This window comes from Chloracidobacterium sp. (assembly GCA_016715795.1).
In the GTDB taxonomy this organism is placed as follows: Bacteria; Acidobacteriota; Blastocatellia; order Pyrinomonadales; family Pyrinomonadaceae; genus OLB17.
Genome location: JADJXP010000002.1, coordinates 1,680,691 through 1,705,246 on the forward strand (window position 1 = coordinate 1,680,691; position 24,556 = coordinate 1,705,246).

28 protein-coding genes are annotated in these 24,556 nt (G+C 56.3%); 8 read left to right on the forward strand and 20 right to left on the reverse strand.

Annotated elements, in window-relative coordinates:
• Positions 1-212: 212 nt before the first annotated feature.
• The gene (locus IPM59_12715; protein MBK9216430.1) at positions 213-422 is read right to left on the reverse strand and encodes a hypothetical protein; all 210 of its coding nucleotides are present in this window, start codon (positions 420-422) and stop codon (positions 213-215) included.
• A gap of 112 nt (positions 423-534) precedes the next feature.
• Between IPM59_12715 and IPM59_12720 the strand changes: the two genes are divergently transcribed.
• Entirely contained in the window at positions 535-933 is a 399-nt protein-coding gene (locus IPM59_12720) for a hypothetical protein (GenBank protein MBK9216431.1), read from the forward strand.
• Positions 934-1,032: 99 nt separating this feature from the next.
• Here the strand turns inward: IPM59_12720 and IPM59_12725 are convergent, their stop codons facing one another.
• The 4 genes from IPM59_12725 to IPM59_12740 all read right to left on the reverse strand — a co-directional run bounded on the left by IPM59_12725 (position 1,033) and on the right by IPM59_12740 (position 2,614).
• Positions 1,033-1,383: a type II toxin-antitoxin system PemK/MazF family toxin gene (locus tag IPM59_12725; GenBank protein ID MBK9216432.1), complete on the reverse strand. Its 351-nt coding sequence runs from the start codon at positions 1,381-1,383 to the stop codon at positions 1,033-1,035.
• Positions 1,380-1,592, reverse strand: a complete 213-nt coding sequence (locus IPM59_12730; protein ID MBK9216433.1) for a DUF2281 domain-containing protein — start codon at positions 1,590-1,592, stop codon at positions 1,380-1,382. Before IPM59_12730 ends, IPM59_12725 begins: the two co-directional genes overlap by 4 nt.
• A gap of 205 nt (positions 1,593-1,797) precedes the next feature.
• Entirely contained in the window at positions 1,798-2,208 is a 411-nt protein-coding gene (locus tag IPM59_12735; protein MBK9216434.1) for a putative toxin-antitoxin system toxin component, PIN family, read from the reverse strand.
• A 184-nt stretch (positions 2,209-2,392) separates the two neighbouring features.
• Positions 2,393-2,614 carry a ribbon-helix-helix protein, CopG family gene (locus tag IPM59_12740; protein ID MBK9216435.1) on the reverse strand — a complete coding sequence of 74 codons (222 nt, stop codon included), beginning with the start codon at positions 2,612-2,614 and terminating at the stop codon, positions 2,393-2,395.
• 171 nt (positions 2,615-2,785) lie between these two features.
• Between IPM59_12740 and IPM59_12745 the strand changes: the two genes are divergently transcribed.
• Entirely contained in the window at positions 2,786-3,220 is a 435-nt protein-coding gene (locus IPM59_12745; protein ID MBK9216436.1) for a hypothetical protein, read from the forward strand.
• A 136-nt stretch (positions 3,221-3,356) separates the two neighbouring features.
• Here IPM59_12745 and IPM59_12750 read toward each other — a convergent pair whose 3' ends face one another.
• From IPM59_12750 to IPM59_12765, 4 genes are read right to left on the reverse strand one after another with little or no spacing between them, the layout of a single operon-like run.
• A complete protein-coding gene (locus tag IPM59_12750; GenBank protein MBK9216437.1) occupies positions 3,357-3,563 on the reverse strand; it encodes a hypothetical protein in 207 nt (68 codons plus the stop codon).
• Positions 3,560-3,724 carry a hypothetical protein gene (locus tag IPM59_12755; GenBank protein ID MBK9216438.1) on the reverse strand — a complete coding sequence of 55 codons (165 nt, stop codon included), beginning with the start codon at positions 3,722-3,724 and terminating at the stop codon, positions 3,560-3,562. The genes IPM59_12750 and IPM59_12755 overlap by 4 nt, the downstream gene beginning before the upstream one ends.
• Positions 3,699-4,169 carry a PIN domain protein gene (locus IPM59_12760; GenBank protein ID MBK9216439.1) on the reverse strand — a complete coding sequence of 157 codons (471 nt, stop codon included), beginning with the start codon at positions 4,167-4,169 and terminating at the stop codon, positions 3,699-3,701. The genes IPM59_12755 and IPM59_12760 overlap by 26 nt, the downstream gene beginning before the upstream one ends.
• Positions 4,170-4,178: 9 nt before the next feature.
• On the reverse strand, positions 4,179-5,810 hold the full coding sequence (locus IPM59_12765; protein ID MBK9216440.1) for a phosphoglycerate dehydrogenase: 1,632 nt from the start codon (positions 5,808-5,810) through the stop codon (positions 4,179-4,181).
• 45 nt (positions 5,811-5,855) lie between these two features.
• On the opposite strand from IPM59_12765, the gene IPM59_12770 reads away from it, so the two are divergent.
• On the forward strand, positions 5,856-6,014 hold the full coding sequence (locus tag IPM59_12770) for a type II toxin-antitoxin system HicB family antitoxin (protein MBK9216441.1): 159 nt from the start codon (positions 5,856-5,858) through the stop codon (positions 6,012-6,014).
• A gap of 32 nt (positions 6,015-6,046) precedes the next feature.
• Positions 6,047-7,102 carry a magnesium/cobalt transporter CorA gene (corA, locus tag IPM59_12775; GenBank protein MBK9216442.1) on the forward strand — a complete coding sequence of 352 codons (1,056 nt, stop codon included), beginning with the start codon at positions 6,047-6,049 and terminating at the stop codon, positions 7,100-7,102.
• Between the two features lie 12 nt (positions 7,103-7,114).
• Here the strand turns inward: corA and IPM59_12780 are convergent, their stop codons facing one another.
• The 9 genes from IPM59_12780 to IPM59_12820 all read right to left on the reverse strand — a co-directional run bounded on the left by IPM59_12780 (position 7,115) and on the right by IPM59_12820 (position 16,674).
• A complete protein-coding gene (locus IPM59_12780; GenBank protein ID MBK9216443.1) occupies positions 7,115-7,657 on the reverse strand; it encodes a phosphatidylglycerophosphatase A in 543 nt (180 codons plus the stop codon).
• Positions 7,658-7,720: 63 nt separating this feature from the next.
• Entirely contained in the window at positions 7,721-8,239 is a 519-nt protein-coding gene (cobO, locus tag IPM59_12785) for a cob(I)yrinic acid a,c-diamide adenosyltransferase (protein ID MBK9216444.1), read from the reverse strand.
• A 168-nt stretch (positions 8,240-8,407) separates the two neighbouring features.
• Positions 8,408-9,364, reverse strand: coding sequence for a bifunctional oligoribonuclease/PAP phosphatase NrnA (locus IPM59_12790; protein ID MBK9216445.1), 957 nt, complete (start codon positions 9,362-9,364; stop codon positions 8,408-8,410).
• A gap of 69 nt (positions 9,365-9,433) precedes the next feature.
• Entirely contained in the window at positions 9,434-9,796 is a 363-nt protein-coding gene (rbfA, locus tag IPM59_12795; protein MBK9216446.1) for a 30S ribosome-binding factor RbfA, read from the reverse strand.
• A 66-nt stretch (positions 9,797-9,862) separates the two neighbouring features.
• Positions 9,863-12,532, reverse strand: a complete 2,670-nt coding sequence (infB, locus tag IPM59_12800) for a translation initiation factor IF-2 (GenBank protein MBK9216447.1) — start codon at positions 12,530-12,532, stop codon at positions 9,863-9,865.
• 42 nt (positions 12,533-12,574) lie between these two features.
• A complete protein-coding gene (nusA, locus tag IPM59_12805; GenBank protein ID MBK9216448.1) occupies positions 12,575-14,104 on the reverse strand; it encodes a transcription termination factor NusA in 1,530 nt (509 codons plus the stop codon).
• A gap of 42 nt (positions 14,105-14,146) precedes the next feature.
• On the reverse strand, positions 14,147-14,632 hold the full coding sequence (locus tag IPM59_12810) for a ribosome maturation factor RimP (protein ID MBK9216449.1): 486 nt from the start codon (positions 14,630-14,632) through the stop codon (positions 14,147-14,149).
• Positions 14,633-14,719: 87 nt separating this feature from the next.
• Positions 14,720-15,637, reverse strand: a complete 918-nt coding sequence (locus IPM59_12815; protein ID MBK9216450.1) for an ROK family protein — start codon at positions 15,635-15,637, stop codon at positions 14,720-14,722.
• Positions 15,637-16,674, reverse strand: coding sequence for a substrate-binding domain-containing protein (locus IPM59_12820; GenBank protein ID MBK9216451.1), 1,038 nt, complete (start codon positions 16,672-16,674; stop codon positions 15,637-15,639). The genes IPM59_12815 and IPM59_12820 overlap by 1 nt, the downstream gene beginning before the upstream one ends.
• 310 nt (positions 16,675-16,984) lie before the next feature.
• On the opposite strand from IPM59_12820, the gene IPM59_12825 reads away from it, so the two are divergent.
• The 4 genes from IPM59_12825 (at position 16,985) to IPM59_12840 (ending at position 20,718) form a co-directional block, all read left to right on the forward strand.
• Positions 16,985-17,563, forward strand: coding sequence for a hypothetical protein (locus IPM59_12825; protein MBK9216452.1), 579 nt, complete (start codon positions 16,985-16,987; stop codon positions 17,561-17,563).
• Between the two features lie 73 nt (positions 17,564-17,636).
• Entirely contained in the window at positions 17,637-18,335 is a 699-nt protein-coding gene (locus tag IPM59_12830) for a hypothetical protein (protein MBK9216453.1), read from the forward strand.
• Positions 18,336-18,446: 111 nt separating this feature from the next.
• Positions 18,447-19,745: a UDP-glucose/GDP-mannose dehydrogenase family protein gene (locus IPM59_12835; GenBank protein MBK9216454.1), complete on the forward strand. Its 1,299-nt coding sequence runs from the start codon at positions 18,447-18,449 to the stop codon at positions 19,743-19,745.
• Positions 19,746-19,761: 16 nt separating this feature from the next.
• Entirely contained in the window at positions 19,762-20,718 is a 957-nt protein-coding gene (locus tag IPM59_12840; GenBank protein MBK9216455.1) for an SDR family oxidoreductase, read from the forward strand.
• A gap of 3 nt (positions 20,719-20,721) precedes the next feature.
• Here IPM59_12840 and IPM59_12845 read toward each other — a convergent pair whose 3' ends face one another.
• A complete protein-coding gene (locus IPM59_12845; protein ID MBK9216456.1) occupies positions 20,722-21,456 on the reverse strand; it encodes a hypothetical protein in 735 nt (244 codons plus the stop codon).
• 81 nt (positions 21,457-21,537) lie between these two features.
• Positions 21,538-24,513 (reverse strand): TonB-dependent receptor, encoded by a 2,976-nt coding sequence (locus IPM59_12850; protein MBK9216457.1) that lies wholly within the window; start codon positions 24,511-24,513, stop codon positions 21,538-21,540.
• Positions 24,514-24,556: the final 43 nt, after the last annotated feature.

Here is a 24,556-nt window from a genome sequence, read left to right on the forward strand (position 1 = left end):
TAAATTGCCACTAGCTTCAGCTAGTGGTTAGCATCTATCAGCTATCCGGCTTTAGCCGAATATTTGCTGTTGGGTCCTCAGATCGGTCGGAACTAAGTTCTGCTGGTTTTGTATCGACAAAACAGTCCAAATTCCGAGATCTGTATCGACACATTTTCCAACTGTATCGACAGATCAGCCGCCATCGCCCCGCCAACCCGGCCATTCATCATTCAGCCCACGATCACCACGACATATCCTTCGATAATGCCCCCGAACGTCCCTGAAAGGGACAACTCTAATAGCGTCGGGTGCAACCCGACGATAACGTCACCCGATTCGACCGTCCCTGCAGGGGACGAATTAACGGCCGAGGTTAGTGCGTCCCCTTCAGGGACGGGCTTTGCGTGGAGATCCGATCGTCGGGATGCACCCGACGCCATTGAATTTGTCCCCGTTCGGGGACAGGACGATTTCCTTGTCACTCGTCACTTGTCACTCGTCACTGATTTGCACGCTTGACACATCGTGCCGCCTCGTGCTATCTTCGCAACCATGGACGAAAAATGGGACATTACGCCAAAGTCGTCGGGCCGGTGGTCAAAACTTTACGCGTCGATCAATCCCGAAGGCGAGATACGCATCTGCCGCCGGTCGCACGAACTGCTCGGCTCGCCCGAATTCGTGCTGCTGCTCTACAACCCGCGCGAAAAGACCATCGGCATCCACGCCGCCGGACCCGACACCGCTAACGCCTTTCGCAACGGCCGCCGAGGCCGCCACGGCGGCCGCGAGATCCGCGCCCACCAACTCCTCCAACGCCACCGCATCGAACTTCCCTACGCCATCCGTTTCGTCATGCCTGACTTAGACGAGGAACGCATCCTCAATCTCGATCTACGCAAGACAATTCCTACAAAAGTCTCAGACAGAAAATCCGACATGCCGTTTTGATCTGAGCTTGTCACCCGTCACTTGTCACTTTGAAAACGCTTCCGCCACATCCGCCCGGTAAGGCTCGAAAATCGGGAGTTAAGTTTGTTAAGTCAACGTTTAGTCGGCAGAAACGATCCAGTCGGCGAGGCGGGACCTGAGTGTCTGCATTCGGGTTTCGGAAAGTTCGCCGATGCTGCCGATGAAGACGGAATCGGCGACGACGGCGAGGCGAGTGAGGCGGACGACGGTTTCGGATTTGAGGCCGGTGGCGGGAAAATCGACGTCAGAGGTTGAGATCAATTCGTCGATTCCGTCGATCGCCTGCCGCGAGCGTGACGACATCATGCAGACGAGCCAGTCGTCGTAATCGGAAGGCAAAGGAGCGATCAGGAGTGCCGGCCGCAGCTTGCCGATGGCTAGATCGGTTTGCGGAAACCTGAATAGGACGATCTGCCCAGACCTTCTCAGGCCCACTTTTCTTTGAGGTCAGCCTCGGTGTATTCGGGAATATCGTCAGTTTCCAGACCACGCATGGCCTGATCGAGCGAAAACCCGTTCCAGTCACGCTCTGTCCTGGCCCGCTTCCGAGCAAGCGACTCGGCAAACTCAAGAACTTCCTCCTGCACCGGCGGCGGCAGCCTGCGGATCATTTCACTTATACGCTCAGCAGTCGTCATGCGAACATCATAACGCAAAAGCGTAACGGAATTGAAGGTTTCTCCACGTGGAACTTAAAACTTGGAACTTGGAACTGATCCCGGGGCATATGCCGCGTGTTACACACGCTCGATGGTGTTTGGGTCACTCACCCCACGTTCCGCTTCGCTTCACGTGGGGCTACCAATATGCCGTCCGTTTCACGGACTCAGATCGTTACTAGCTTTATCCGTTGGCTACCTGACTCAGCAAATTCCAAAATTCGCGGGGCGAGAGTATGGGAAGGGGCGCTTCCGGTGCGATGGTGAGGAGGCCGGTATCGCCGGTTACGAGGACGTCGGCATGGCCGTCAACGGCCGTGGCAAGAATTCTGCGGTCGGCGGCGTCACGGACGGCGAGGCGGTGCGGGGCCAGTGGTTTTGGGACTATTTCGATAGCGTCGAAGACGGATTCGACAGCGGCGATCGCTTCGTCGGGCAGACGAAGCTTCTTCGTCAGGGCACGTCGCAGTTCGTCGAGATGCACTGTTCCAGCGACCAGTTCGTGTTCGGCCAGACAGACGCGAAGCACGTCCGAACACAACCCGCGTGTGGCAAACGCCGCCACGAGGACATTGGTATCAAGACAGACTCTCATGAATTGCCACTAGCTTCAGCTAGTGGTTAGAGGCACTAAGGTCATGGGCTTTAGCCCAAAGCCTGAATGCGACGACGGGACCAAGTTTGGCTAAAGCCGAAAATCTCGAAGGTCCGATACCACGCCCTAAAGAGCGTGGCAACTCATCACGATCATTCAGCTATCGGATACGTCGGACGGCCACCTAGGAAATAACTTTGAAAATATCTTCGTCGGTCAACAGCCCGCGGGCCTCGGCAAACGGCATCACCCGCCGCCGCGCATCCTCAAACTGCAAGACCGCCATCTGCCTTTTCAAAGCATCCCGCGCAATATCACTCCGCGTGCGCCCCGACCGCTTCGCTACACTCTTCAGTAGCCTCTCCGTAATTGGATCAAGTCGAATTGTAAGGCTTGAGGTTTTCATGTATTACATTGTAACACAACGCCCACTCAAATCGGACAAGAATCCCAGTACCTGTGCGCTTGACCAACGCCTTAACTTCATAGATGACCCCGTCGGTCCCACGGTCTTCGCCGCGACTTGAAAAGTGTCAGGAAGAGTATTAGGCTAGTCCGTCTGTAGACGAGGTAAACAATGATAAGAACATTCCTTTTACTCTGGATTGTGATTTGCGCTCTCTGCGTCGCCTCCTTCTCCCAAACTAAGCCGACGGTCTTCATCGCTCCGATGGAGCGTGGGCTCAATGATTTTTTGACGGCAGCATTCTTCAAAAAGCAGGTTCCGGTTCAGATTGTGGTGACCGAAGAAGGCGCCGAATATATACTCAAAGGAATCTCGATCAAGGGCGAAAGCAAGTGGTACGACACGGTTTTTGGCGACGAAAAAGACCGCAATCAGGGCAGTATCACACTGCTGCGCGTTTCGGACAGAAGTATCGCATGGGCCGGTTCTGCCGGCGACAGACGAGGCTTTTGGGACCCTGTTTGGACTAGGACTGGACAACGCAAAGTGGCGGAGAGACTTGCCAAGAAGATTAAGAAAGAGTACTTCAACGGGAAGCCAAAATAGCACATTGACTTGGATTACCCGGACCTGCTTCACGAGAATCACCGAATCGATCTGACGGAGGGCTTACACAATTGAGAATTGACAATTGAGAATGGAGAATTCTCAAAGCTTGTGAGATGAGCCTCGGTGGCTAAATTCACGCAGTTGCCTTAGCGGGTTTTTTTGTCTTGCCTTTCTCCAATAGGTTCTGGATATACGCTAGTTGTTCTTTGTGCGTCATGTTCATCATTTCGCGGCTCATCTTGTCGCGGATGTCACGCATCATTTTTACGCAGTCGAAATCCTTTTCTTTCTTTTTCGTCGCTTCCGTCACACTTTTATGCCAAAGTTGGGCAGTCTTCATGCCGCCTTCTTTATTCGGCCCTTTTCCAGACGTCTTTTGAGGTAGGCTTTTTCTTCTTCGTATGTCATGTTCATGATCTCGCGGCTGAGCTTGTCGCGAATCTCACGCATCATCTTTACGGCGTCGAAATCTTTCTCAGGCTTTTTTGTCGGGTATTTCATAATCTATAACCTCCGCGGGCGTTCGAATTTCAAGCGTCGAATAGCCATTGTTTGTGTTGACTTCATTATATCCCCGAATTCGCTTCAAGTTAACGATGTGTTTGAAGTTCCAGCTAACGAGAACGTCAACCTTCGCGATGGTGGCAATCGCAATGTGTTGGCAGTCGGCTATGCTGGTTGCACCGACGACCTTTTCGACGACGTATTCGTTTGCGAGATCCTTCGCTTCCGGCGACAGTGCCGCCAATTCGATCTGATCGCTCGGATATTTTGTTAGAAGATCGCGAACTCGCAACGGAGCATCGAGCAGTTCCGCTTCCAAAAGTTCTGAAACGACCAGAGTGAAGTCACCGTATTCCACCTTCTCGAAGAACGATTTAGTCGATTCGGCGAATTCGTCGTCGAAATAACCGCCAACTACCGATGTGTCAATGTAAATTCTCATACCTTGCCATTAGAGCTTTACTTGCTTGACAAGAATTATCGCATCGATGCTGCGGAGTTGATCGAGGACGTTGTCGTCAACTGCGTTGTCAAGTTCTACCACAGCCAATGCCTCGCCGCCGGGGTGTTGGCGGCCTAGCGAAAACTGACTAATGTTGACGCCGGATTCGCCTAGGACAGTGCCCATTTGGCCGATGACGCCGGGGACGTCTTTGTTTTTGGTGACCAAAAGGCTCTGCGAGCGGTCTTGGGTCTTTGGTCTTTGGTCTTTGGCAGGATCGGGACCGCCTACTGCGACCTCGATCGCGAAATTGCCGATGCGGGTTATGCGGCCTTCGCCGGTGGCGAAGACGCGGCCGGCGAGGGTTTGGGTGCCTTCGGATGAGGTTACGGAGGTTAGGATGTCGGCGTTGGTGTCGCGGGTGGTGGTGGAGTAGGCGGTGGTGACGCCGATGCCTCTCTCATCTGCGATGAGATTCGAATTCACTACGTTGACACGGGATGATACGTCGCGGAGGAGGCCGGTGAGGAAGGCGCGGGTGACGGCTGAGGCGTCGCGGTCGGCGAGTTCGCCTGTGTATTCGAGGCTGACATTCGAGATCGAATTGTCGTCCAGGATCTGCGCCTGAAAGCGGCCGAGGCTGGTTGCGAGGTCGATGAACGGCTGCAGGGCGGCAAGCTCGCTGGCGGCCATCGACGGAGCGTTTACGGCGCCGCGAAGCTCGCCATTGAGCAGATAATCGCGCATCTGTTCGGCGACGGTCAGGGCCACGCCCTCTTGAGCTTCGGTCGTCGAGGCCCCGAGGTGCGGCGTCGTGATGACGTTGGTGCGACCCAGTAAAGGCGAGTCGGCGGGCAGCGGTTCGGTCGCGAAAACGTCCAGTGCCGCCGCCGCGACGGTGCCTGCGTCGAGGGCTTCGATCAGGGCAGCCTCGTCGACCAGGCCGCCGCGAGCACAGTTCACGATCCGCACGCCGGACTTCATTTTGCCAAAAGCCTCGCGGCCTATGATGCCGCGCGTTTCGTCGGTGACGGGCGTGTGAATTGTCAGGAAATCGGCGTTTTTGAACACTTCGTCGAGGCTGCCGAGCTCGATGCCGAGCTCTTTTGCGTGGTCGGCCGACAGGAACGGATCGTAGCCGACGATCGACATTCCCAGCCCGCGTGCGACGTGCGCTACGTGTTTGCCGATGCGGCCCAGACCGATCACGCCGAGCGTCTTGCCGTTCAATTCGACGCCTACAAAGCTCTTTTTATCCCACTCGCCGTTTTGGAGTTTTGTGTGCGCCTGCGGCACGTTGCGGGCCATGCTGACCAGCAGCGCAATGGTGTGCTCGGCCGTCGTGATCGTATTGCCGTCGGGGGCGTTCATCACGACGATGCCGCGCTCGGTGGCGGCCTTTACGTCAATGTTGTCGACTCCAACGCCGGCTCGGCCGATGACGCGGAGGTTTGGCGAACTGTCCATTAGCTCGGCGGTGATCCGTGTCGCGCTGCGGACGATAACGCCGTCGGCGTCTTTCAGTTCGGCGGCCAAGGCTTCACCCTCGAGTTTGGTCTTTTTCACGACGTCGATGCCGGCGTCGGTCAGCGGTTTGAGTTTGTCTTCGTTAACGTCGTCGGCGATGAATACTTTGGGCATAATGTCGTTGGACAGCGGTCGGCGGTCAGTGATAAAAACGTAAATATGAAGAATAACTTCACGGCCGTGCTAAAACAAGAAGGCGACTGGTGGATCGGCTGGATCGAGGAAGTTCCCGGCGTGAATTGCCAGGAAGCAACGCGTGAGGAGCTCATTGAGACCCTGCGAAGCACGCTGGCCGAGGCGCTTGAGTTCAATCGATAACGTCCCGCAAAAAGAATACACATACCCGCGCGATGGAAGTTTTTCTATACAGAAAAGGCTCGGATAAGGTCGAAGAGGGTTTTTCGCGGGACGAGCTGCCGGCGTTGCTGGCCGACGAGACGAACGTCGTGTGGGTCGACCTTCAGGGTGAGACGCCGGAGCATGTCGAGGAGGCGAAGGAGGTGCTTCTCAATGTTTTTGGCTTTCACTATCTGACGGTCGAGGACTGCATCGAGGTGCGTCACCAGCCGAAGGTCGAAGCGTTCGAGAACTACATTTACCTCGTCGTCCACGGCATCAAGCCGGGCGAAACGGGGCCGAGCAATTTTGTCACGAAGGAATTGGACGCGTATCTAGGGCCGAATTTTGTCGTGACATTTCACGTCCAGCGGTTCCGATCGCTAAAGACCGTAAAACAGCATATCCGCAGCAGCACGTATATCTGCCACCGTGGAGCTGCGTATCTGCTGCACAGCATTCTTGACGAACTGATCGACCTGTACACGCCGATCGTCGAGGATTTTGACAAGGCGATCGAGGTGCTCGAGGATCGCGTCTTTGACATGGGCCGAGCGAATAACGCTGTGCTCGCCGACATCATGGACGTGAGACGAGCGGTCGCTCGATTGAGACGGATCTCGGCGAGGCAGCTGGAGGTCCTGCATCGCATCGCACGTGGCGAATTTCCGCAGATTCCCGAAAAGGTGCTGCCCTTCTATCGCGATGTCCACGATCATCTCGTGCGGATCACCGACCTCGCCGAAGGCTATCGCGACCTGGTCGCGAGCCTCTTTGACATGCACTTTTCCGTGATCGCGACTCGAACCAATGACGTGATGAAAACGCTCGCCGTTGTTTCGGCGATCATCCTGCCGCTGTCGCTAATCGCGGGGATCTATGGCATGAATTTTGAGAATATGCCGGAACTAAAAACACCTTACGGTTATTTTCTGACGCTGCTGTTGATGGTCGTTGTCACGCTGCTGCTGTTAGTGTACTTCTGGTACAAGGGTTGGATATTTCAAAGGGACAACGAATTCGTGGTGGATACGACGCGACAAATCGACGACGATCTTGGCGAGAAATGACGCTCCCTCGGCCTAGATCAGCAGCCAAGCCGCATAGCTGATCGCAAGACAAATACCGGCGTAAACGCCCGCCACGATATCATCGGCGACTACTCCAAGCCCGCCTCGAAACTCCTGCAATTGATCGATCGGAAAGGGCTTCCAGATATCGAACAGCCTAAACAGCAGAAAACCCGCCAATATAAACGGCCAGCCGAGGCCGAACGGAACAAAGCAAAACGTGATAAGCTGCCCGGCAACCTCATCAACAACCGCCTGCGACGGATCGCCGTCGCCGAATATGGACGTCGTCCTGCCCGCCGCCCAGATACCAACGAGAACAAATGTGGTGAGCAGAACGGCATTCAGCGCATAGTGAAGCGAAGCCGCAAAAGGCAGTCCGTGCAAGGCACACTGGCTCTGGACGTGGCCGACACCGAGATAGATCCCGACAGCGGCCAGCGAACCATAGGTGCCCGGCGCTCCGGGAATGTAGCCAACGCCGAATGTCGTCACCCCGAGCGCGACGTAATCGAGCGGGCCGGCCGGTTTACGTTTTTCGATGTTGCCCTGCATTTCGTATCGGTCGGGATAACGAAAATAGCTAATAGCTGTTAGCTAATAGCTATTAGCTACTTTCTAGAACTCAATTCCCTGCTGAGCATAAATGCCCGCATGAAACGGGTGTTTGATCTCGCGCATTTCTGTCACGAGGTCGGCTTCATCAATTAGCTTCGCGAGGGCATCATCGACGTTGCGGCCGGTTAGTATGAGATGTAAGTGCGGCTGAGCCTCGCGCGTCAATTTTATCTCAGCGATCACGGCATCGATGTCGAGAAATCCATAGCTCAGCACGTATAGCAGCTCATCAAAGACGAGCAGGTCATATTCGTTTGAGCGCATCTTTTCGACGCACAAGGCCCATGTTTCCTCGCTCGTTTTGATATCGACGCTCTTATCCTGCGTGTCCCAGGTGAAGCCTGCACCCATTGTGTGGACCTCGATACCGAGTTTCTCGAAGGACTCATGCTCACCGTAGCGGTCGGTTTTGGACTTCATGAACTGCACCATGCAGCATTTGAGTCCGCGGCCCGCGGCGCGGACCATCGTGCCGATAGCGGCCGTCGTTTTGCCCTTGCCGTCGCCGGTGTTGAGCATCAGCAGGCCTTTTGTGCTCTCGCGATAGTCGTCGCGACGCCATTTGTAGCGCTTTTCAGCCACAGCAAGATATTAGCCCACGAAACGCACGAAATACACAAAAGGAGACCGCGTTTTGTTTTCAGCGATCTCCTTTCGAGTCCTCTTGGCCCTAATTATTGATGGATCCTATGCAACCGTGTCGATCGCCTCAGCCAGGGCCGCGACGATCTCTGCCTCTTTCGTGTCCCAGTCGCCTTCGATACCAAGGCCGGCTGCATTCTTGTGGCCGCCGCCGCCAAAGCGTTCGGCGACCTTGGCGACATTGATATCACCCTTGGAACGCAGGCTGGCGCGGTATTTATCGGGGCCGATCTCGCGCATGTAAACCACCGCCTGAATGTCCTTCGCAGAGAGCGGAATGTTGACGAAGCCGTTATTATCGCCATCGACGGCATCTGCAGCCTCGCGCATCGCCAACGTCTGCCGAAGCATTGCGATCTTGCCCGATTCGTCGCGTCGCACGGTAGCGAGCACCTGCCGCATCAGTTCGATGCGTGACCACGGATAGTTGTAATAGACAGCCTCACCGATCTCATACGGTTTTGCCCCGGCCTTGATGAGTTCGGATGCGACCTTGAGGGTGCGGTCGGACGTATTCGGAAAATGGAACGAGCCCGTGTCGGTGACGAGCGCCATATAGACGCACTCGGCGATGTCCTTTGTGATCTTGCCGCCGATGGCCTTACAGAGGTTATAGATCATCTCGCCGACGGCCGAGGCGGTCGAATCGATCCAATTGATCGAGCCGAAATGCTCGCTCGTTGCGTGATGGTCAATGTTGATGGTGAATTGCTTGTCGAGCCCGTCGATGCCGGGGCGGTCGATATCGGAGCATTCGATCACGAAGACAGCGTCATAATGACCGTTGACATGGGCGACATCGCGGATCGACTCGGCACCCGGCAGGCTGCGATATGCCGGCGGCACATCGCCGCGGACAAGGACGTCAGCATCTTTTCCGAGTGACCTTAATAGCCAATACAGACCCAGCGAAGAGCCGACGCCGTCGCCATCGGGTTTGATGTGCGTGGTGATGGCAAACTTGTTCTTCTTTTCAATTAACTCAACTACTTGACTTAACACAGCTTAGAAAGAGAGAACGGGCAAGAAGGGCGCTAACGCCCCAACACGCATTATACCATTCTCAACTTATCATCCTTCTTCTTTTTCATCCTCTGCCTTGATCTCAAGGCTGCCCAGGATGTCGCCCACACGCGAGGCATTTTCTTCGGCGGTGTCACGCACAAAATGGAGGTGCGGTGCGTGCCTCAGATCGAGATCCATCGCCACCTGCTGGCGGACGAACGTCGATGCGTGTCGCAAAGTTTTCAATGCGGTCTCGACCTCGTCGTCGCTGCCGCGAACAAGGACATAAACCTTTGCGTCCCTGAGATCGTCCGCAACCGTTACATCTGTAACGGTCACCGTTTCTAGCCGTGGGTCGTCGAGCTCAAACCCGACGACCTCGGCGATCTCTTCTTTCAACCTCTCGGCAAGGCGTTCCGGACGACGCATAACAGTTAATAACTAACAGTGAACAGTGAACAATTGTTTGTTATTCACTATTCGTTATTCACTTTCTTACAACTCCGTTGCCGCTATCTTTTCGATCACAAACGCCTCGATCTCATCACCGACCTTGATGTCGTTGAAATTTACGAGGCTTATGCCGCATTCAAAACCGTTCTTGACCTCGTTTACATCATCCTTAAAGCGTTTGAGCGCCGCGATGTCGCCTTCCCATGTGACGACGCCGTCGCGGATCAGACGGGCCTTTGCCTGGCGACGTATTAGGCCGTCGGTCACGCGGCAGCCGGCGATCGTGCCGATGCGTGAGACCTTGAATATCTCCTGAACGAGGGCCTTGCCGAGCACTGCTTCTTTCTCGATCGCGTCGAGCATGCCGATCATGGCGGCCTTGATCTCTTCCTCGACCTTGTAAATGATCGAGTGCAGGCGAATATCGACCTCCTCCTGGCGAGCAACATCCGCGGCGCGGGCTTCGGGGCGAACATTAAATCCGATGATCACAACGGCCGTTCCCGTCTCTTCTGTTTGAGTCGCCGAGGCGAGCAAAACGTCTGATTCGTTGATGGCCCCGACGCCGGCGCGAATGACGCGGACCTTTACCTTTTCCGTCGATAGTTTTTCAAGCGTCGCACGCAACACCTCGACCGAGCCCTGAACGTCGGCCTTGAGGATAACGAGAAGCTCCTTGATCTCAGCCTGGCCGAGCGATTCGATCCCACGTTTTGTGGTCTTGAGCATCGCCGCCTGGCGGGCATGCATTTGCCGCTGATGGGCGATGTCCTGCGCACGCTCTACGTCAGCGACAACCTGGAACGTATCACCCGCCTGTGGAACGCCCTGCAGGCCAAGAATTTCAACCGGTGTCGCAGGTGCCGCCTCGGTCACGGTTTCGCCTCGGTCCGAGATCATAGCTCGAACCTTACCGGAGAACTGGCCGACAATGAACGGATCGCCGACGTGCAGAGTTCCCTGCTGGACCAATGCCGTCGCGACAGGGCCGCGGCCTTTGTCGAGCTTTGCTTCGAGAACAACGCCGGACGCTCGACGCGTTGGGCTGGCCTTTAATTCCAGAATATCGGCCTGCAAGAGAACGGTTTCGAGCAGCGTACTCAGATTCTCTTTCTTCTTCGCCGAAACGGGTACCATTTCCGTATCGCCGCCCCAATCGGTCGGCTGCAGGCCGAGGCCCGCAAGGCCCTGTTTGACCTTGTCGGGATTCGCGTCCGGCTTATCTATCTTATTGATCGCGACGATGATCGGCACGCCGGCGGCCTTTGAATGCTCGACGGCCTCGATCGTCTGCGGCATGACGCCGTCGTCGGCGGCCACGACGAGAACAACGATATCCGTCGCCTTGGCTCCGCGGGCACGCATCATGGTAAACGCCTCGTGGCCCGGTGTGTCGAGGAAAACGACCCGACGTTCCTCGCCCTGTTTGTCGGGATTCGGCACATATACGCTGTATGCCCCAATGTGCTGGGTGATCCCGCCGGCCTCGCCCTCGGCCACATTGTCCGACCTGATCGCATCAAGCAGGCTGGTCTTTCCATGGTCGACGTGGCCCATCACGGTAATGACCGGGGCTCGTGAGAACTCCACATCGTCGGCGTCCGCGGCAATAAGCTCCTCGAACTCCTCTTCGATGACCATTTCCTCGAATGGCACGAAGCTAAGGTCGATGCCGTATTCAAACGCCATCTCAGTCGCCATTTTCTCGCCGATCGGCTGGTTGAGAGTCGCAAAGATGCCCCGTTTGATCAAAAGCTGAACGATGTCTCTCGGCGTGATGTTCAAGGCTTCGGCAAACTCGCGCACGGTCGCCCCCTCGACGAGGCGAACGACCTTGAGATTCTCGTTATCGATTACCCCGACCTGATCGAGAATACGCTCCTCGATCGAGCGTTTCTGCGGAGCATCGATATCGCGTTCAGCAAATTTGCCCTTGTCCTCAGGCCTGCCGCGGCGTCCGCCCGAACGGCCCGGGCGTCGCCGGTTGTCCGCCGGCGGCGTGTAGGTCATTTGCGGAGCGCTTGTCTCGCCCGGCGTTCCGCGATACGGCGACCGGGCACCCTCGGCAAGACTGCCTGTCTTGGTCGGTCCATCGCTAACTAGTCGATCACCGGCCTTGATGCCCTGCTTGATGGCGTCGGGGCTGAGTGTAAGCCTCTTGACCGTCGTGCCGCGCGGAGCCACGGGCTCGGCCGCCGGCGCCTCAGCCTCGGCAGGCTCAGCCGGCTCCGATTCGACCGGTTCAGGTGCGGGTTCTGCGACCTTTGTCTTGACGAGCTTTTTGACGGACGGCTTCGCGGGCGCGATCTCAGGCTCAGCCTCGGGTTCAGGCACCTCCGTCACCGGCTTCTTGGCCAGTTTCTTGACCTGCTTTGTCGGCGCCGCGGGCTCCTCTTTAGGGGCGGCCGCTTTCTTGACCGGCTTGGGCTCTTCGACCACTTCCTCGGGCGTCGGTTCAACTTCGGGCTCAACAGGTGCCTCTTCCACCGGCTTTGAGCTCTTCTTAATGACCTTAATGGCCCGTTTCGGAGCGGCCTCGACCTTTGGAAAATATTTGTTCCTGACCTTCTCGGCCAAGTCGTGGCTCACGGAGTTTGACGCCACGCTCACATCGGCTCCCTCACGGCGCAGGTCTTCCATGACACGCTTTGTGTCCTGCTTCACCTCACGTGCGAGGTCATAGATCCTGATGGTGCCTTTGCCAGTTGCCATATTCCCGTTTGCTTCGAATCGCTGCTAAATGTGCAGCCGAGCTTACTTCTCTTCGGTCTCGTCGTTGTTATCGTCTGCCGATGCTGCCTCGCCTGCCTCATCGCTCGCCTCAGCTTCCGGCTCGTCCAACGACGCTACGTCACCTGCTTCCCCGGCTGCCGCGACGACCTCGTCGGCAGGCTCTTCGTCACCGGCCGATCCTGTCGTCTCGTCGGATCCAGCAGCTTCCGCCTCCACCGCCGCTTCGCCCTCAGCTTCGGCCTCCTCCTCGGTATCGAGGCCCATCTCGACATTGCGGGCCTTTACGATGGCAGCTGCTGACGCCTTGATGCCCTCGGCCTCATCAAGGCTAAGGTCGAGGTAATCGACGAGATCATCAACAGACGCGTCGGCGAGTTTCTCGATATCGTCAATGCCCTTCTCCGCCAGAGTCTCTGCCTGCGTAGCGTTAACGACCTCGAGCGCCGCGATCGGCACCGCCTCGCCCGACGCCATCATCCGGCCCATCTGCTTGGCGATCTCCTTCTTGAGCAGCTCTTCGCTGACGATCTTGATCTCCCACCCAACGAGTCGTGCCGCGAGCCTGACATTCTGTCCTTTCTTGCCGATAGCAAGGCTCAACTGGTCCTCACCGACGATGACCTCCATCTGGCGGCCTTCGATATCGGTAATGCGGACCTGCGAGACCTTTGCGGGCGACAGTGCGTTTGCGGCAAATACTGAGGGCTCGTCCGACCACTCGATGATGTCGATCTTCTCGCCTCGCAATTCCTTGATGATCGCCTGTACCCGCGAGCCCTTCATGCCGACGCAGGCGCCGACAGGATCGACGTCTTTTTCGTTGGACGTGACGGCGATCTTGGCACGGTCGCCCGGTTCACGGACCGCCGATTTGATGACCACGGTCTCATCGTAGATCTCAGGCACCTCCATCTCGAACAGCCGCCTAAGCAATTCGGACGAGGCACGCGAGCATATGATCTGCTGGCCCTTAAGTTCCTTTGAGACGTCGATGATGACGACGCGGATGCGTTCGCCTTGATTCCACATCTCGCCACGCGATTGTTCGCGGCGCGGGACGACGGCCTCAAGGTTGTTGCCGAGGTCGACGATCATGTCACCGCGCTCAAAACGCTTGACGGTGCCATTGATCAACACGCCCTTACGATCGATATATTCGTCGTAAACCTTTTCGCGGATTGCCTCGCGGACCTTCTGAACGAGTATCTGCTTGGCCGTCTGCGCCGCAATGCGGCCCATCTCCTCGCGTTCGAGCGGGATAAGCAGCGTATCACCTATCTCGACCTCGTCGCCAGCCATTTCCTGCGCGTCCACGAGCGAGAGTTCGGTCAGCGAATCCTCGACCTCTTCGACGACGGTCTTCTCGGCCGAGACCTCGATCTCACCTTCCTCGGCATTCCACTCGACCTGCACGCTGTCGCCGGTCTTGTCCCTGAACTGCTTGCGGGCGGCCGCGCGCACGGCATCCTTCATTGCCTCGATGACCAGTTCGCGGTCGAGGCCCTGTTCATTGCACAATAGCTCAATACTCTGTCCGATCGAGGATGTCATATTACCCTCGCGATCCGTCGTTTGTTCATACGTCAAATGCGGTCATCGACCGCCAAACTCCTTACCGAGATCGATCTTGAGATTTGCTTTCGCGATATCCTCGTAATTTACGCTCATCAGGCCGCGGCTGCGGTCGTCGAACGAAACGACGTCGCCGTCCACTCCGGCGATCGTGCCGACAAATGCCTTTTGGCCGTCGATCTCGTTCTTTGTCTTCAACTTTGCCAACTTGCCCGTGAACCGTTCGAAATCACGCAGTGTGTACAACTCGCGCTCAATCCCGGGGCTCGACACTTCGAGTACATATCGCACCGGTATCACGTCCTCGGCATCCAACACAGCCTCGACCGCCTGCGAGAACGCCGCACAATCATCAAGCGTTACACCCTTCTCCTTATCAATATAGATACGCAGGACGAGGTCGCGATTTGTTCCCGCCGCTTCTACCTGGACAAGCTCGGTATTCGCCTCGGCCGCGGCCTTTTGGGCAATACTCCTGACTCGTGTTGCTATCGCCTGCTTGTCCATAGCTTTTCAACCCAAAAGAAAAAGTGGGTGCGAACCCACTTAGGCCGATCCAGCGCATCTCAGCAAACAATTAGTATATGGAAATCCTCAGGATTTGCAAGCTTCGAGAGACAGGAACGCCGAGCGAGCGACGCCGATGAGGCCGGCATTGTCTCCGAGTTCGCCCCGGACGATGAGTGCTCGGGCGGCCGGCGCCGGATAGGCCCGTAGATGGATCTCATCGGTCAGCGACGGAAGAAAGGCGTCCCACGCTCCCGATGCGCCACCGCAGATGACGATCGCGTCGGGATTGAGCGTATTGATCAGGCCGGCGAGGACGATTCCCAAATAACGTCCCATCGCCGTGAAAACGGCCACGGCGCGTTCGTCGGCGTTCTGCCAGTCCTTATAAACGTCCTCGGCGTTCTGTCTCATCAACCCTTTCTCAGCGGCCATTCGCACGATCGCGGTAGCCGAGGCATATTGTTCAACACAGCCGTGGCTGCCACACTTGCAAGGCGGCCCGTCCGGCTCGACTGAAAAATGGCCGAGCTCGCCCGCCGAGCCGTCCGGGCCGCGATACGGCTCGCCGTTGAGTATGAGCCCGCCGCCGATCCCGGTGCCCAGCGTGACACAGATCGAGTCACGAGCACCGCGCGTCGCACCGACCCAGGCTTCGCCAATGGCAGCGGCAGTGGCGTCGTTTTCGATCGTTATCGGCAGGTCAAAGACCTTCGAAAGCTCAGCTTTGAGATTCATGCCGGTGACGCTCGGCAAGTTTGGCAGTTTTGTCAGGACGCCGTCAAAATCCTTAGCCGCGGGCGCCGGAGCGGTAATGGCGACCGCATCGATCGCCTCACCGGAGAAATTGCCCGCCATTGTGCGAATAAGGTCTATGAGCCCATCGGGCGACACTGCATGCGGAACGAGTTCCTTGGCCGCCGGCGAAACGACCGAGCCCGCCTCGTCAACCACCGCGAGCCGCATGTGTGTTCCGCCCAGATCACCGGCCAGTACCTTTCGCATTAAGGCCTCTTTGGCCGGTCGGCCTCGGGGACGTTCTTATAAACGTCCTCGTATCTCGCGTAACCGTCCTTGATCACGGTGTCCATGAGGTTCGCCTTCTCAACGGCAGTTACTTCCAGTAGGATCGCCGGGACGTCCTTCTTCAAATAGTCATTCGTGAATGGCTTTGTCTCGAGCTTTTCTTTTTTGGCAAGCTTGATCGCCGATTCGACCGCCATTGTGGCAAGCGGGATGATCGGCTTGTAAACCGTCATCGTCTGCCGGCCTTCAGCGATGTTCTGAAGAGCCTCGAGCCCCGCGTCCTGGCCCGTAACGAGAACCTTGCCCGCAAGGCCGCGTTTTGCCAACGCCGAGATAACGCCACCGGCCATACCGTCATTCGAAACGACAAATGCCTGTATGTTGTCGTTGTTCTGTGTCAGGGCATTTTCGGCAAAATTAAGGGCAAGCTCAGGCTTCCAGTCATCAATAAAGTTCTCCGCCACGATCTTGATGTCACCTTTATCGACGAGCGGCCGGAGCAGCTTCATATACTCCTTTTTCATTATCACGGCATTGTTGTCTTTCGAAGATCCATCGACGATCACATAATTCCCTTTGGGAACCTTCTGTATCGCATACTCAGCGATCCTTTGCCCGATGACCGGCACCTGATGCGAGATATAAACGTCGATCTTGTCCGAGTTGATCAGGCGATCATAGCTAATTACCGGGATTCCCTGCGCCTTAGCCTTATCGACCATCGCTGCAGCCTGCGTCGCGTCGTGCGGGGCTATCACGAGCACATCGATGCCCTTCGTTAAGAGGTTATCGACGTCATTGGCCTGTTTGTCGGCCTTATTGTCGGCAACTGTGATCTCGCAATCGACGTTCATCTTGGCACATTGTGCCTTGAAGGCGTCGTGGTCCCGCTGCCATCGTTCTTCCTTGAGCGTATCCATCGCGAAGCCGATGCGAACGCGTTTATCGGCGGGAGAACTGGTACAATTCCAGAGAACCAGCGGGATGACCAGCAACAGAAAGTAGTATTTCTTCATTTCGCAGAACCTCCGAAGACGTGGTGCCTTGAGCCGATTAGACCAGAAAGAGGCATGTATCGCAAAGAAACGCCGGCCCACAGGAACCAGGCATTGTCGGAATTTCTTTAGTTTGCATTTGAAATCCGCTCCGGTTGTGCTATAAATATTTATCAAATCTTAGCTTAGACAGTAAGATAAGCTCGGGAAACGATATTCTTGACTTTTGCAGCGTGTCGGCCGCGATTCATTGACATCGCGGTGCGATTCGTGTAAAAGATTGAAAAGGTTTGATTTTAGAAATTTCTATTCGGGTCTGAAAAGGAGAACTATGAACAGCAAACTGTGCATTCAGAGAGCGGTATCAACCGGATTGTTGATCACGCTGATCGCTACCTATTCGATGGTAACACTCGCGAATTCCGGCAAGGCCGTGGGCGAATTGATCGTCAATGGCAGCGATGATACATCCTTTGTGATGGTGAACGGCGAGCCGTCAAAGAGCGGCCGGACCGTATTTTCTTCGAGTACGATCACCACGCCGGAGGCGTTTGGAGCTACTGTAAGCCTCGGCAAGGTCGGACGTATCTCGCTCGCCCCGAACTCTACATTTGCGTTTAACGTGGATGGAGACAACGTAACGGGCGACCTGACTGCCGGAAGCATCACTGTTCTCAGTGCCGCAAAAGGAATGAGCGTTAAGAACCTGACCGGCGATACCATCACCGTAAACGCCGGTGAGAGTGCAAACGCAGCGACCGCAGGCAAGCAGACTACGGCTAAGGCCGGCGGCCTCGACTGGTGGGCATGGGTGCTTTTGGTTGGCGGTGCGGCCGTTGTTATTGCTATAGCCGCTCGTAATGACTCAAACTTTGGCGGGGGCAGCACCACGATAAGCCCTGTCCGTTAGGTCCCTATCGTTGGGGCAAACTCTGCAATTGCTATACTTGGCAACAGGATTGATTCAGGAGGAGATTATTAAGATGCTCGGCAAAACAATTATACGGAAGTCGGTCACAACATTCACGGCAGCGGCAGTCTGGTGCGTATACTCGATGGTCGCTTTTGCAATGCCCGGCGACACGGGCTCGATCACGGTAACCGGCCAAGTCACGGTGAATGGACAGCCGGCCGTTTCGAATTCAACGATCCTGTCTGGCGCGGTCATCGGCACTGCCGACAATTCAAGCGCCACTATCGATCTTGGCAAGGCTGGACGCGTCGAGGTCGGTGCTAACTCGAATGTCACACTGCAGTTCTCTGATTCGAGCATTATCGCGATGCTCTCTGAAGGAAAGGCGCGCGTCGCAAATGCGGCCGGTGTTTCGGCAACGGTTACGACAAAGCACGCCACGGTTATGGCTGACACGTCGCAGGCCGACAATTTCCTCGTTGAGGTTGAGTGTTCACATACGCACGTCGACACCACGTCTGGGCTTGTGACAATGCGTCAGGGAGCCGATGATAAACAGGTGGCTGCGGGAACGACAGCAGTTGCCGGAAGCCTCGTTCAGACTGGCTGCAAACCGTGCTTCCGTCCCGATTCTGCTCCCGGCCCGGCAGTCGCGGGACTGCCTTGGTTGATCTTGATTGGTGCGGGAATTGGCGTGATGGCGATCCTACTCAACAATAGCAGTACGAACACCGGAGGCGGCCCGATCATCGTCAGCCCCACCCGGTAATTCTATTCAGAACCGATCTCCGACTTGCGGGTCATGTTAACGCGTGACCCGCATCGTTTTGCCTGATATTCCCCGCTATTAATAGTATTGTATCTGGTTGACTATTGAATTATGCATATTGCAGTCGTTGGAACCGGTTATGTAGGCCTTGTGACCGGCGCATGTTTCGCGGAGTTTGGTGTCGACGTTACCTGTATTGACGTCGATCAGGACAAGGTCAGCAAGCTCAAACAGGGCATCATCCCGATCTACGAACCGGGACTCGACGCTATCGTTGAGAAGAACGCAGCCGCCGGACGGCTGCATTTTACGACCGATATCGCTGAGGCTGTCGGCCCGGCTCAGGTCGTCTTTTTGGCCGTCGGCACACCGCCAAAGGCGGATGGCTCACCGGATATGAGCTTTTATCAACAGGCGGCAAGAGATGTTGCCCGGGCGATGAAAGATTACAAGGTCCTGGTGACGAAATCGACGGTTCCCGTGGGCACCGGCAAATGGCTTCGCGAATTTGTAACCGAGAACCTGACGTATGAGACTGAGTTCGGCGTGGCGTCAAACCCTGAGTTCCTGCGTGAAGGCGCGGCCATCGCCGACTTTATGCGCCCCGATCGCGTCGTGATCGGAAGTAATGAAGCAAGGGCGATCGAGGTGATGAAAGACCTTTACCGCCCGCTCTACCTGATCGAAACGCCGATCGTAATAACCTCGCTCGAGGCAGCGGAACTGATCAAGTACGCCGCGAACGCATTTCTCGCGACCAAGATCACCTTTATCAATGAGATCGCAAATCTCTGCGACGCCATCGGCTGTGATGTCCACGATGTCGCCCGAGGGATGGGAATGGACAACCGCATCGGCCGCAAGTTTTTGCATCCGGGCCCCGGTTATGGCGGCTCGTGCTTCCCTAAGGACACACGTGCCTTGACGACGGTTGCTGACAGTTTTGGTGTCGAGACACGAATCGTAGACGCGGTCATCGATGCGAACGACAACCAGCGCCTAGCGATGCTGCCGAAGATAGAGTCCCTCATCGGCGATCTAAGCGGCAAACGGATCGGCGTCCTTGGACTGTCGTTCAAGCCCGAGACCGACGACATGCGCGAATCGCCGGCCATTGATATCATCAAAGAGATCCAGTCCCGCGGGGCGACCGTCAGGGCCTATGACCCGGTGGCAATGGATGAGGCACGCCATTATTTGCCGGACATTGAGTACGCCACCGATGAATACGACGCGATCAGCGGAGCCGACTGTCTGGTGATAGTGACCGAGTGGAACCAATTTCGCGCGCTCGATATGGAGAAGGTCAAGGAACTGCTCGCTGCTCCGCGGATCGCCGATCTGCGCAACGTTTATGAGCCCGCTGATATGCGTGCGCTTGGGTTTGAATACATCGGCGTAGGCCGATGACTTTGCCAACCAGGTCATGTCTCTAACTTCTACAGTCCTTGTTACCGGCGGTGCCGGCTTTATCGGTTCAAATCTGGCCGAGGCCCTTATTGTCGAGGGAGCGAAGGTACGCGTGATCGACAATTTCATCACGGGCTTTCGTGAGAATCTGGATGAGATTGACGGTGATTTTGACTTTGTTGAAGGTGACATTACCGACGACGCAACGATAGAATCTGCCCTTGCCGATGTCGAGATCGTGTTTCACCAGGCCGCCCTGCCGAGCGTGCCGCGATCGGTCGAGAATCCGGCCGAGACGCATCGGATCTGTGCGGACGGCACGTTCAAGTTACTCGACGCCTCTCGCCGGTTAGGCGTCAGGCGGTTCATCTACGCGGCGTCGAGTTCGGCATACGGCGACCAGCCTACGCTGCCAAAGGTGGAGACGATGCGGCCCGATCCGCTCTCGCCCTACGCGGCGGCCAAGCTCGTCGGCGAGCTTTACTGTCGATCCTTCAATTCGGTCTACGGTATCGAGACCTTTGCATTGCGCTATTTCAATGTGTTCGGGCCTCGACAGAATCCATCGTCAATGTATTCAGGCGTGATATCGCGATTCATTGACGCTTTGATGACGGACGAGCAGGCAGTGATCTTCGGCGACGGCGAACACTCGCGTGACTTTACCTACATTGCAAATGTCGTCGACGCAAATATCAAAGCGGCCCAGACATCAAAAGGCATCGGACAGACGATGAATGTCGCTAATGGCGAAAGGATAACGCTTAACGAGCTCTTCTCGGTCCTAAAAGAGATCACCGGCCGCCGCGACGCCGTAGCAGAGTATCAGCCGCCACGCAGTGGTGACGTCAAAGATTCGCAGGCGGACAATCGACTCGCTGTTGAGTGTCTCGGCTATGAACGGATCGTCAGCCTGGAAGAAGGGCTCCGCCGCACGATCGAATGGTGGCAGAACAGCCGATTTGCTCGATAGCCTTTATCTGGGGATCGCGAACAGGTCGTCTGACACACCACGATCGACCATGATTTCCCTAGCATTGAAAGCCGCGTACGCGGTGAACGGCCCGAGATCGAAACGCTGCGAATACCGCTTTGGGATCGTCACGCCCTCAACGATCGCCATCTCATCGATTTCCACAGACGTGGTCACCGTGCGTCCCATCATTTCGTAGGCCGATTCGTATGCCTTGATCTGGCCTGTCTTCTCATCGACATAGAAGTCCGTAAAAAAGCCATCCAGCGTAGTGATCCTGAATCCTTTTTTCTTCTTTTTGGTATCTCCCGCGGCCGTTATCGCATATCCGTTCTCGCCGACCTTCTGCAACAATGGAAAACCGAGGCTGTTCATCGGCGGCAATTGCTGGCCTGCCGAGTAAAGCCGCTTGCCGTCGAAGATCTGCTTCAACGGCTGAATCGGATTATTGAGCTCAAAAAAGTAACGCTCGCCCGCAAGCGCAAGCACAAAGCTTGCAGGTATCACCTGGCTCGGCGTGGCCGCGATGTCGGCAGAACCGCGCACCAGAAGAGAGCGCATTTGCCGGAGCTTTTCGCCGCCATGGGCCGCGACAGCGGCTCGAGCGATACTGACAGCTTCCGTGACGCCACCATCGACCTTGTCCATCACGGCCTGTTTGGCGGTGGACGACGGTTGGGCAAACGCGCTGCCCCCGAAAAGAATGGTCATAACGAACGCGGCACAGATTCTTGTCATAAAAGCCTCAAAAGAGGAAAGAGAGATGAAACCGTGAGGAGTCATCTCTCTTGTCCTTTCGGATTATAGCTTACCGAAGGCCTACCAGTTAAATCGTGCCTGGAGCTCGATCCTGCGATTCGGGCCGCCGCCGCCAAACCCGCCAAATCCTCCAAAGCCGCCGCCCGTCGAGACTGACTGGCCAAACCGGCTTGAACTGAGGCTGCCGACCGGCGCGCCGAGGTTTACGGTATTGAGCAGATTTGAGGCATTAACGCCGATCGTGAACGAATACTTGCCGTTCCCGCCTCCGCCGCCCATAGGCCCGCCGCCATGACGGCCGCCGCCACCACGACCACCCATCATAAAACCCGGGCCGCCCGGGCCGCGATGTCCGCTGTCGCCGCCTCCGGTACCATCGCCGCCGAAGCTGAACGTCTTGCTGACGCGTAGGTTAACGCCAAGATATGACGGGCCGACGCCGTAGTTTCGCGGAATGATCGCTGACGGATCATTGCTTCCGATGTCGCAGAACGCAGACGTCAGGCCCAACTCACTGCATCGGTTGCTCAGTTCGCCGAATGTCGGCCGCTCGGTCAGCACGCCGTCACCATTCGAGTCCGTGCCGCGCGTGATATTGAACGGTCGGCCAGAAAACGCGGTGATGAACGGATTGAACGATATGCCCCAAGGCACTGTAATGCTTCCACCGATCATAAAGCTGTGTCTCGTATCAAAGGACGAACGTCCTAACTCACCCGTCAGATCATAGCTGTAAGCCGGATAGCTGAACGAGCCGTCAGTGTCGCCATTTGCAAAGCCAAGCCGATAATTGCCGAACAGCGAATATTTCGGGTTGAACATCGTCCTGAAATTGAGGATGAGCTGCTTTTGCGTCAGCTTACCGGTCGATTCGAACTGCTGAATATCGCCAGCAGTCGGGTCTGGGCGCGGAGCAGAAAGACAATTTATGTTCTCCGGACAGATCGGCGCGTTGATATTTCGCGAGCGAAGTTGGTCCTGCGTTCTCGACGCGATAAAGAATGCCGCGAGCGTCGTCTTGGCCGGTAATTGCCGCTCGACGCCAAAGGCAGCCTGCATCGTATACGGCGTCCTGATGTCCGGCGAAACCAGCCTCGTAGTGCTCGAACCGGGCAAAACCGCCAGGATCTGCTGAGGCGTCGGGACGTTCGTCACGCCATTGAGTGTGAATACCGGCTGGGCGAGCAGAGCGAGCGCCGCAGCACGCCGGACGGGATCGGTCTCATTCGCACTGACCAGAAGATTAAGCTGTGACACTCCGTCAAACCTGGCGGCCTGCAGCGTCAGGCTCTCGCTGATCCGGTCGTAAAAGATACCTGCGCCGCCGCGAAAGACGGTCTTCGGTACTTTTGCACCTCCGGCGCCGGGCGACCATGCAAAGCCGAATCGCGGAGCAAAGTTATTGTTGTTGCTGATGTTTGTCTGGTTCTCATACCTCAGGCCAAAGCTCAAAAGCAGCGACGGACGCACGCGCCAATCATCCGTGATAAACAGGCCGGCGTCTGTCCGAGACACGCTCGCCAAGGGCTCGCCCGTCGTGATCGTGAACTGCGTTGGGTTGTACTGGGCCCCAACGGCGCCTGATAGCTTACAGCGATACTGCTCGATCGGCGAGATAACGCTGTCGCCATCGAGGTCGCACAGAGCGTCCGCACCGAAGAAGCCCGGGAACAGGAAAGTCCCTCCGAAGTTATTCTCAGACCTGTCGTCCAGGCTGATATTCCGAACACGTGCACCGAACTTGATCGTGTGCTGCATATTCTTGCCAAGCGCGGTGGTTGTAAAATTACTGAGTTCAAATACCCTGCTGCGGTTGTAGCTTAGCCCGATCTGTGCCCCACCGCCGGTGAACGCCGATGAGACATTGATCGTCGGGATCGTGTTATCACCAGTTTGTTCGCGCCGGTTGTCGCTGAATTCAAAACGCGTCTCATTTACCGTTTTGGGGTTTATGATCATCGTCTCCGTCGCCCTGATCTCGTGCTCGCGGCTCGATGTCTCGTAAGCACGCGACAGGAGCGATGTATCGCCGATACCCTGATTTTTAACGCTTGAATTGTTGAAATGGTAGCGAAGCACAAGCGTGTTCTTGTCATTGATCGCGTAGTCAAAACGCGGCCCGATCGAGAACCTCTTGTTAGGCACCTGAATGTCCTGCCGGAAGTTCGTGATATTCAATGAAGGATCGAGTATCTGGGCGTTGATGATCGCGTTATTATCGATGTCGCGATTGCTGAAATCGAGAAAAAACGACGATTTCCCTTTCTGTATCGGCCCGGAGATATTCGCGCCGTAGAATTTCGTCTGGCTCGGTGCCCGATTGTTTGCAAACGGATTGCGCGAGTTGAGCATCTCGTCGTTGAAGTTCATAAAGGCCTGCCCGCGCCATTTGTCCGAGCCGGGCTTGGTCAGTATCTCAATACGCCCAAACCCCAGCCGATCGTATTCGGCCGAGAACGGGTTCTGGTTAACGCGGATCTCTCGAATTGAGTCCTTTGGCGGCAACTGGCCGCCCGTAAAACCGTCAATGTAGATCTGGCCGCCGTTCGGCCCCGCAGAAGCACCGGCAAGGGCTTGCAGCGCGGCCTCAAGCTGATCGGGGTCGTCCGGCAGAGCGTCAAGATCCTTGCCTTTGAGAACGGTCGCCCCGGCATTGTTGTCTGGATCTGTCGAGACTGCGTTGTCGCCGCCGACCTCGACGCTCTCCTCCACGCCGGCAACCGTCAACACGACCACCAGTTCGTTGCGCTCGCCGGCCAAGACGGGCACCTCCGTGTTCTCATACAACGCAAACTTCGGCGCTATCGCCTTGACCGTATATCTTCCGGGAACGAGTCCGGCGATCAGATATTCACCGCGCGGATTGGTAACGACCTGTTTCTCTTTTCCGTCCTGCGCGACTGCCGTAACAGTAGCTCCCACGACGACCGCGCCGAGGCTGTCGACCACCTGGCCGCCCACGCTGCCAGCGGTCTGTGCGAACGACCACTGGGCCAGAAGCGCGGTGATAAATGCAACAAAAAGTATCTTTCTCATAAAGCAATATATGATGTCGGTCAAACCGACGGTATTAGAACGA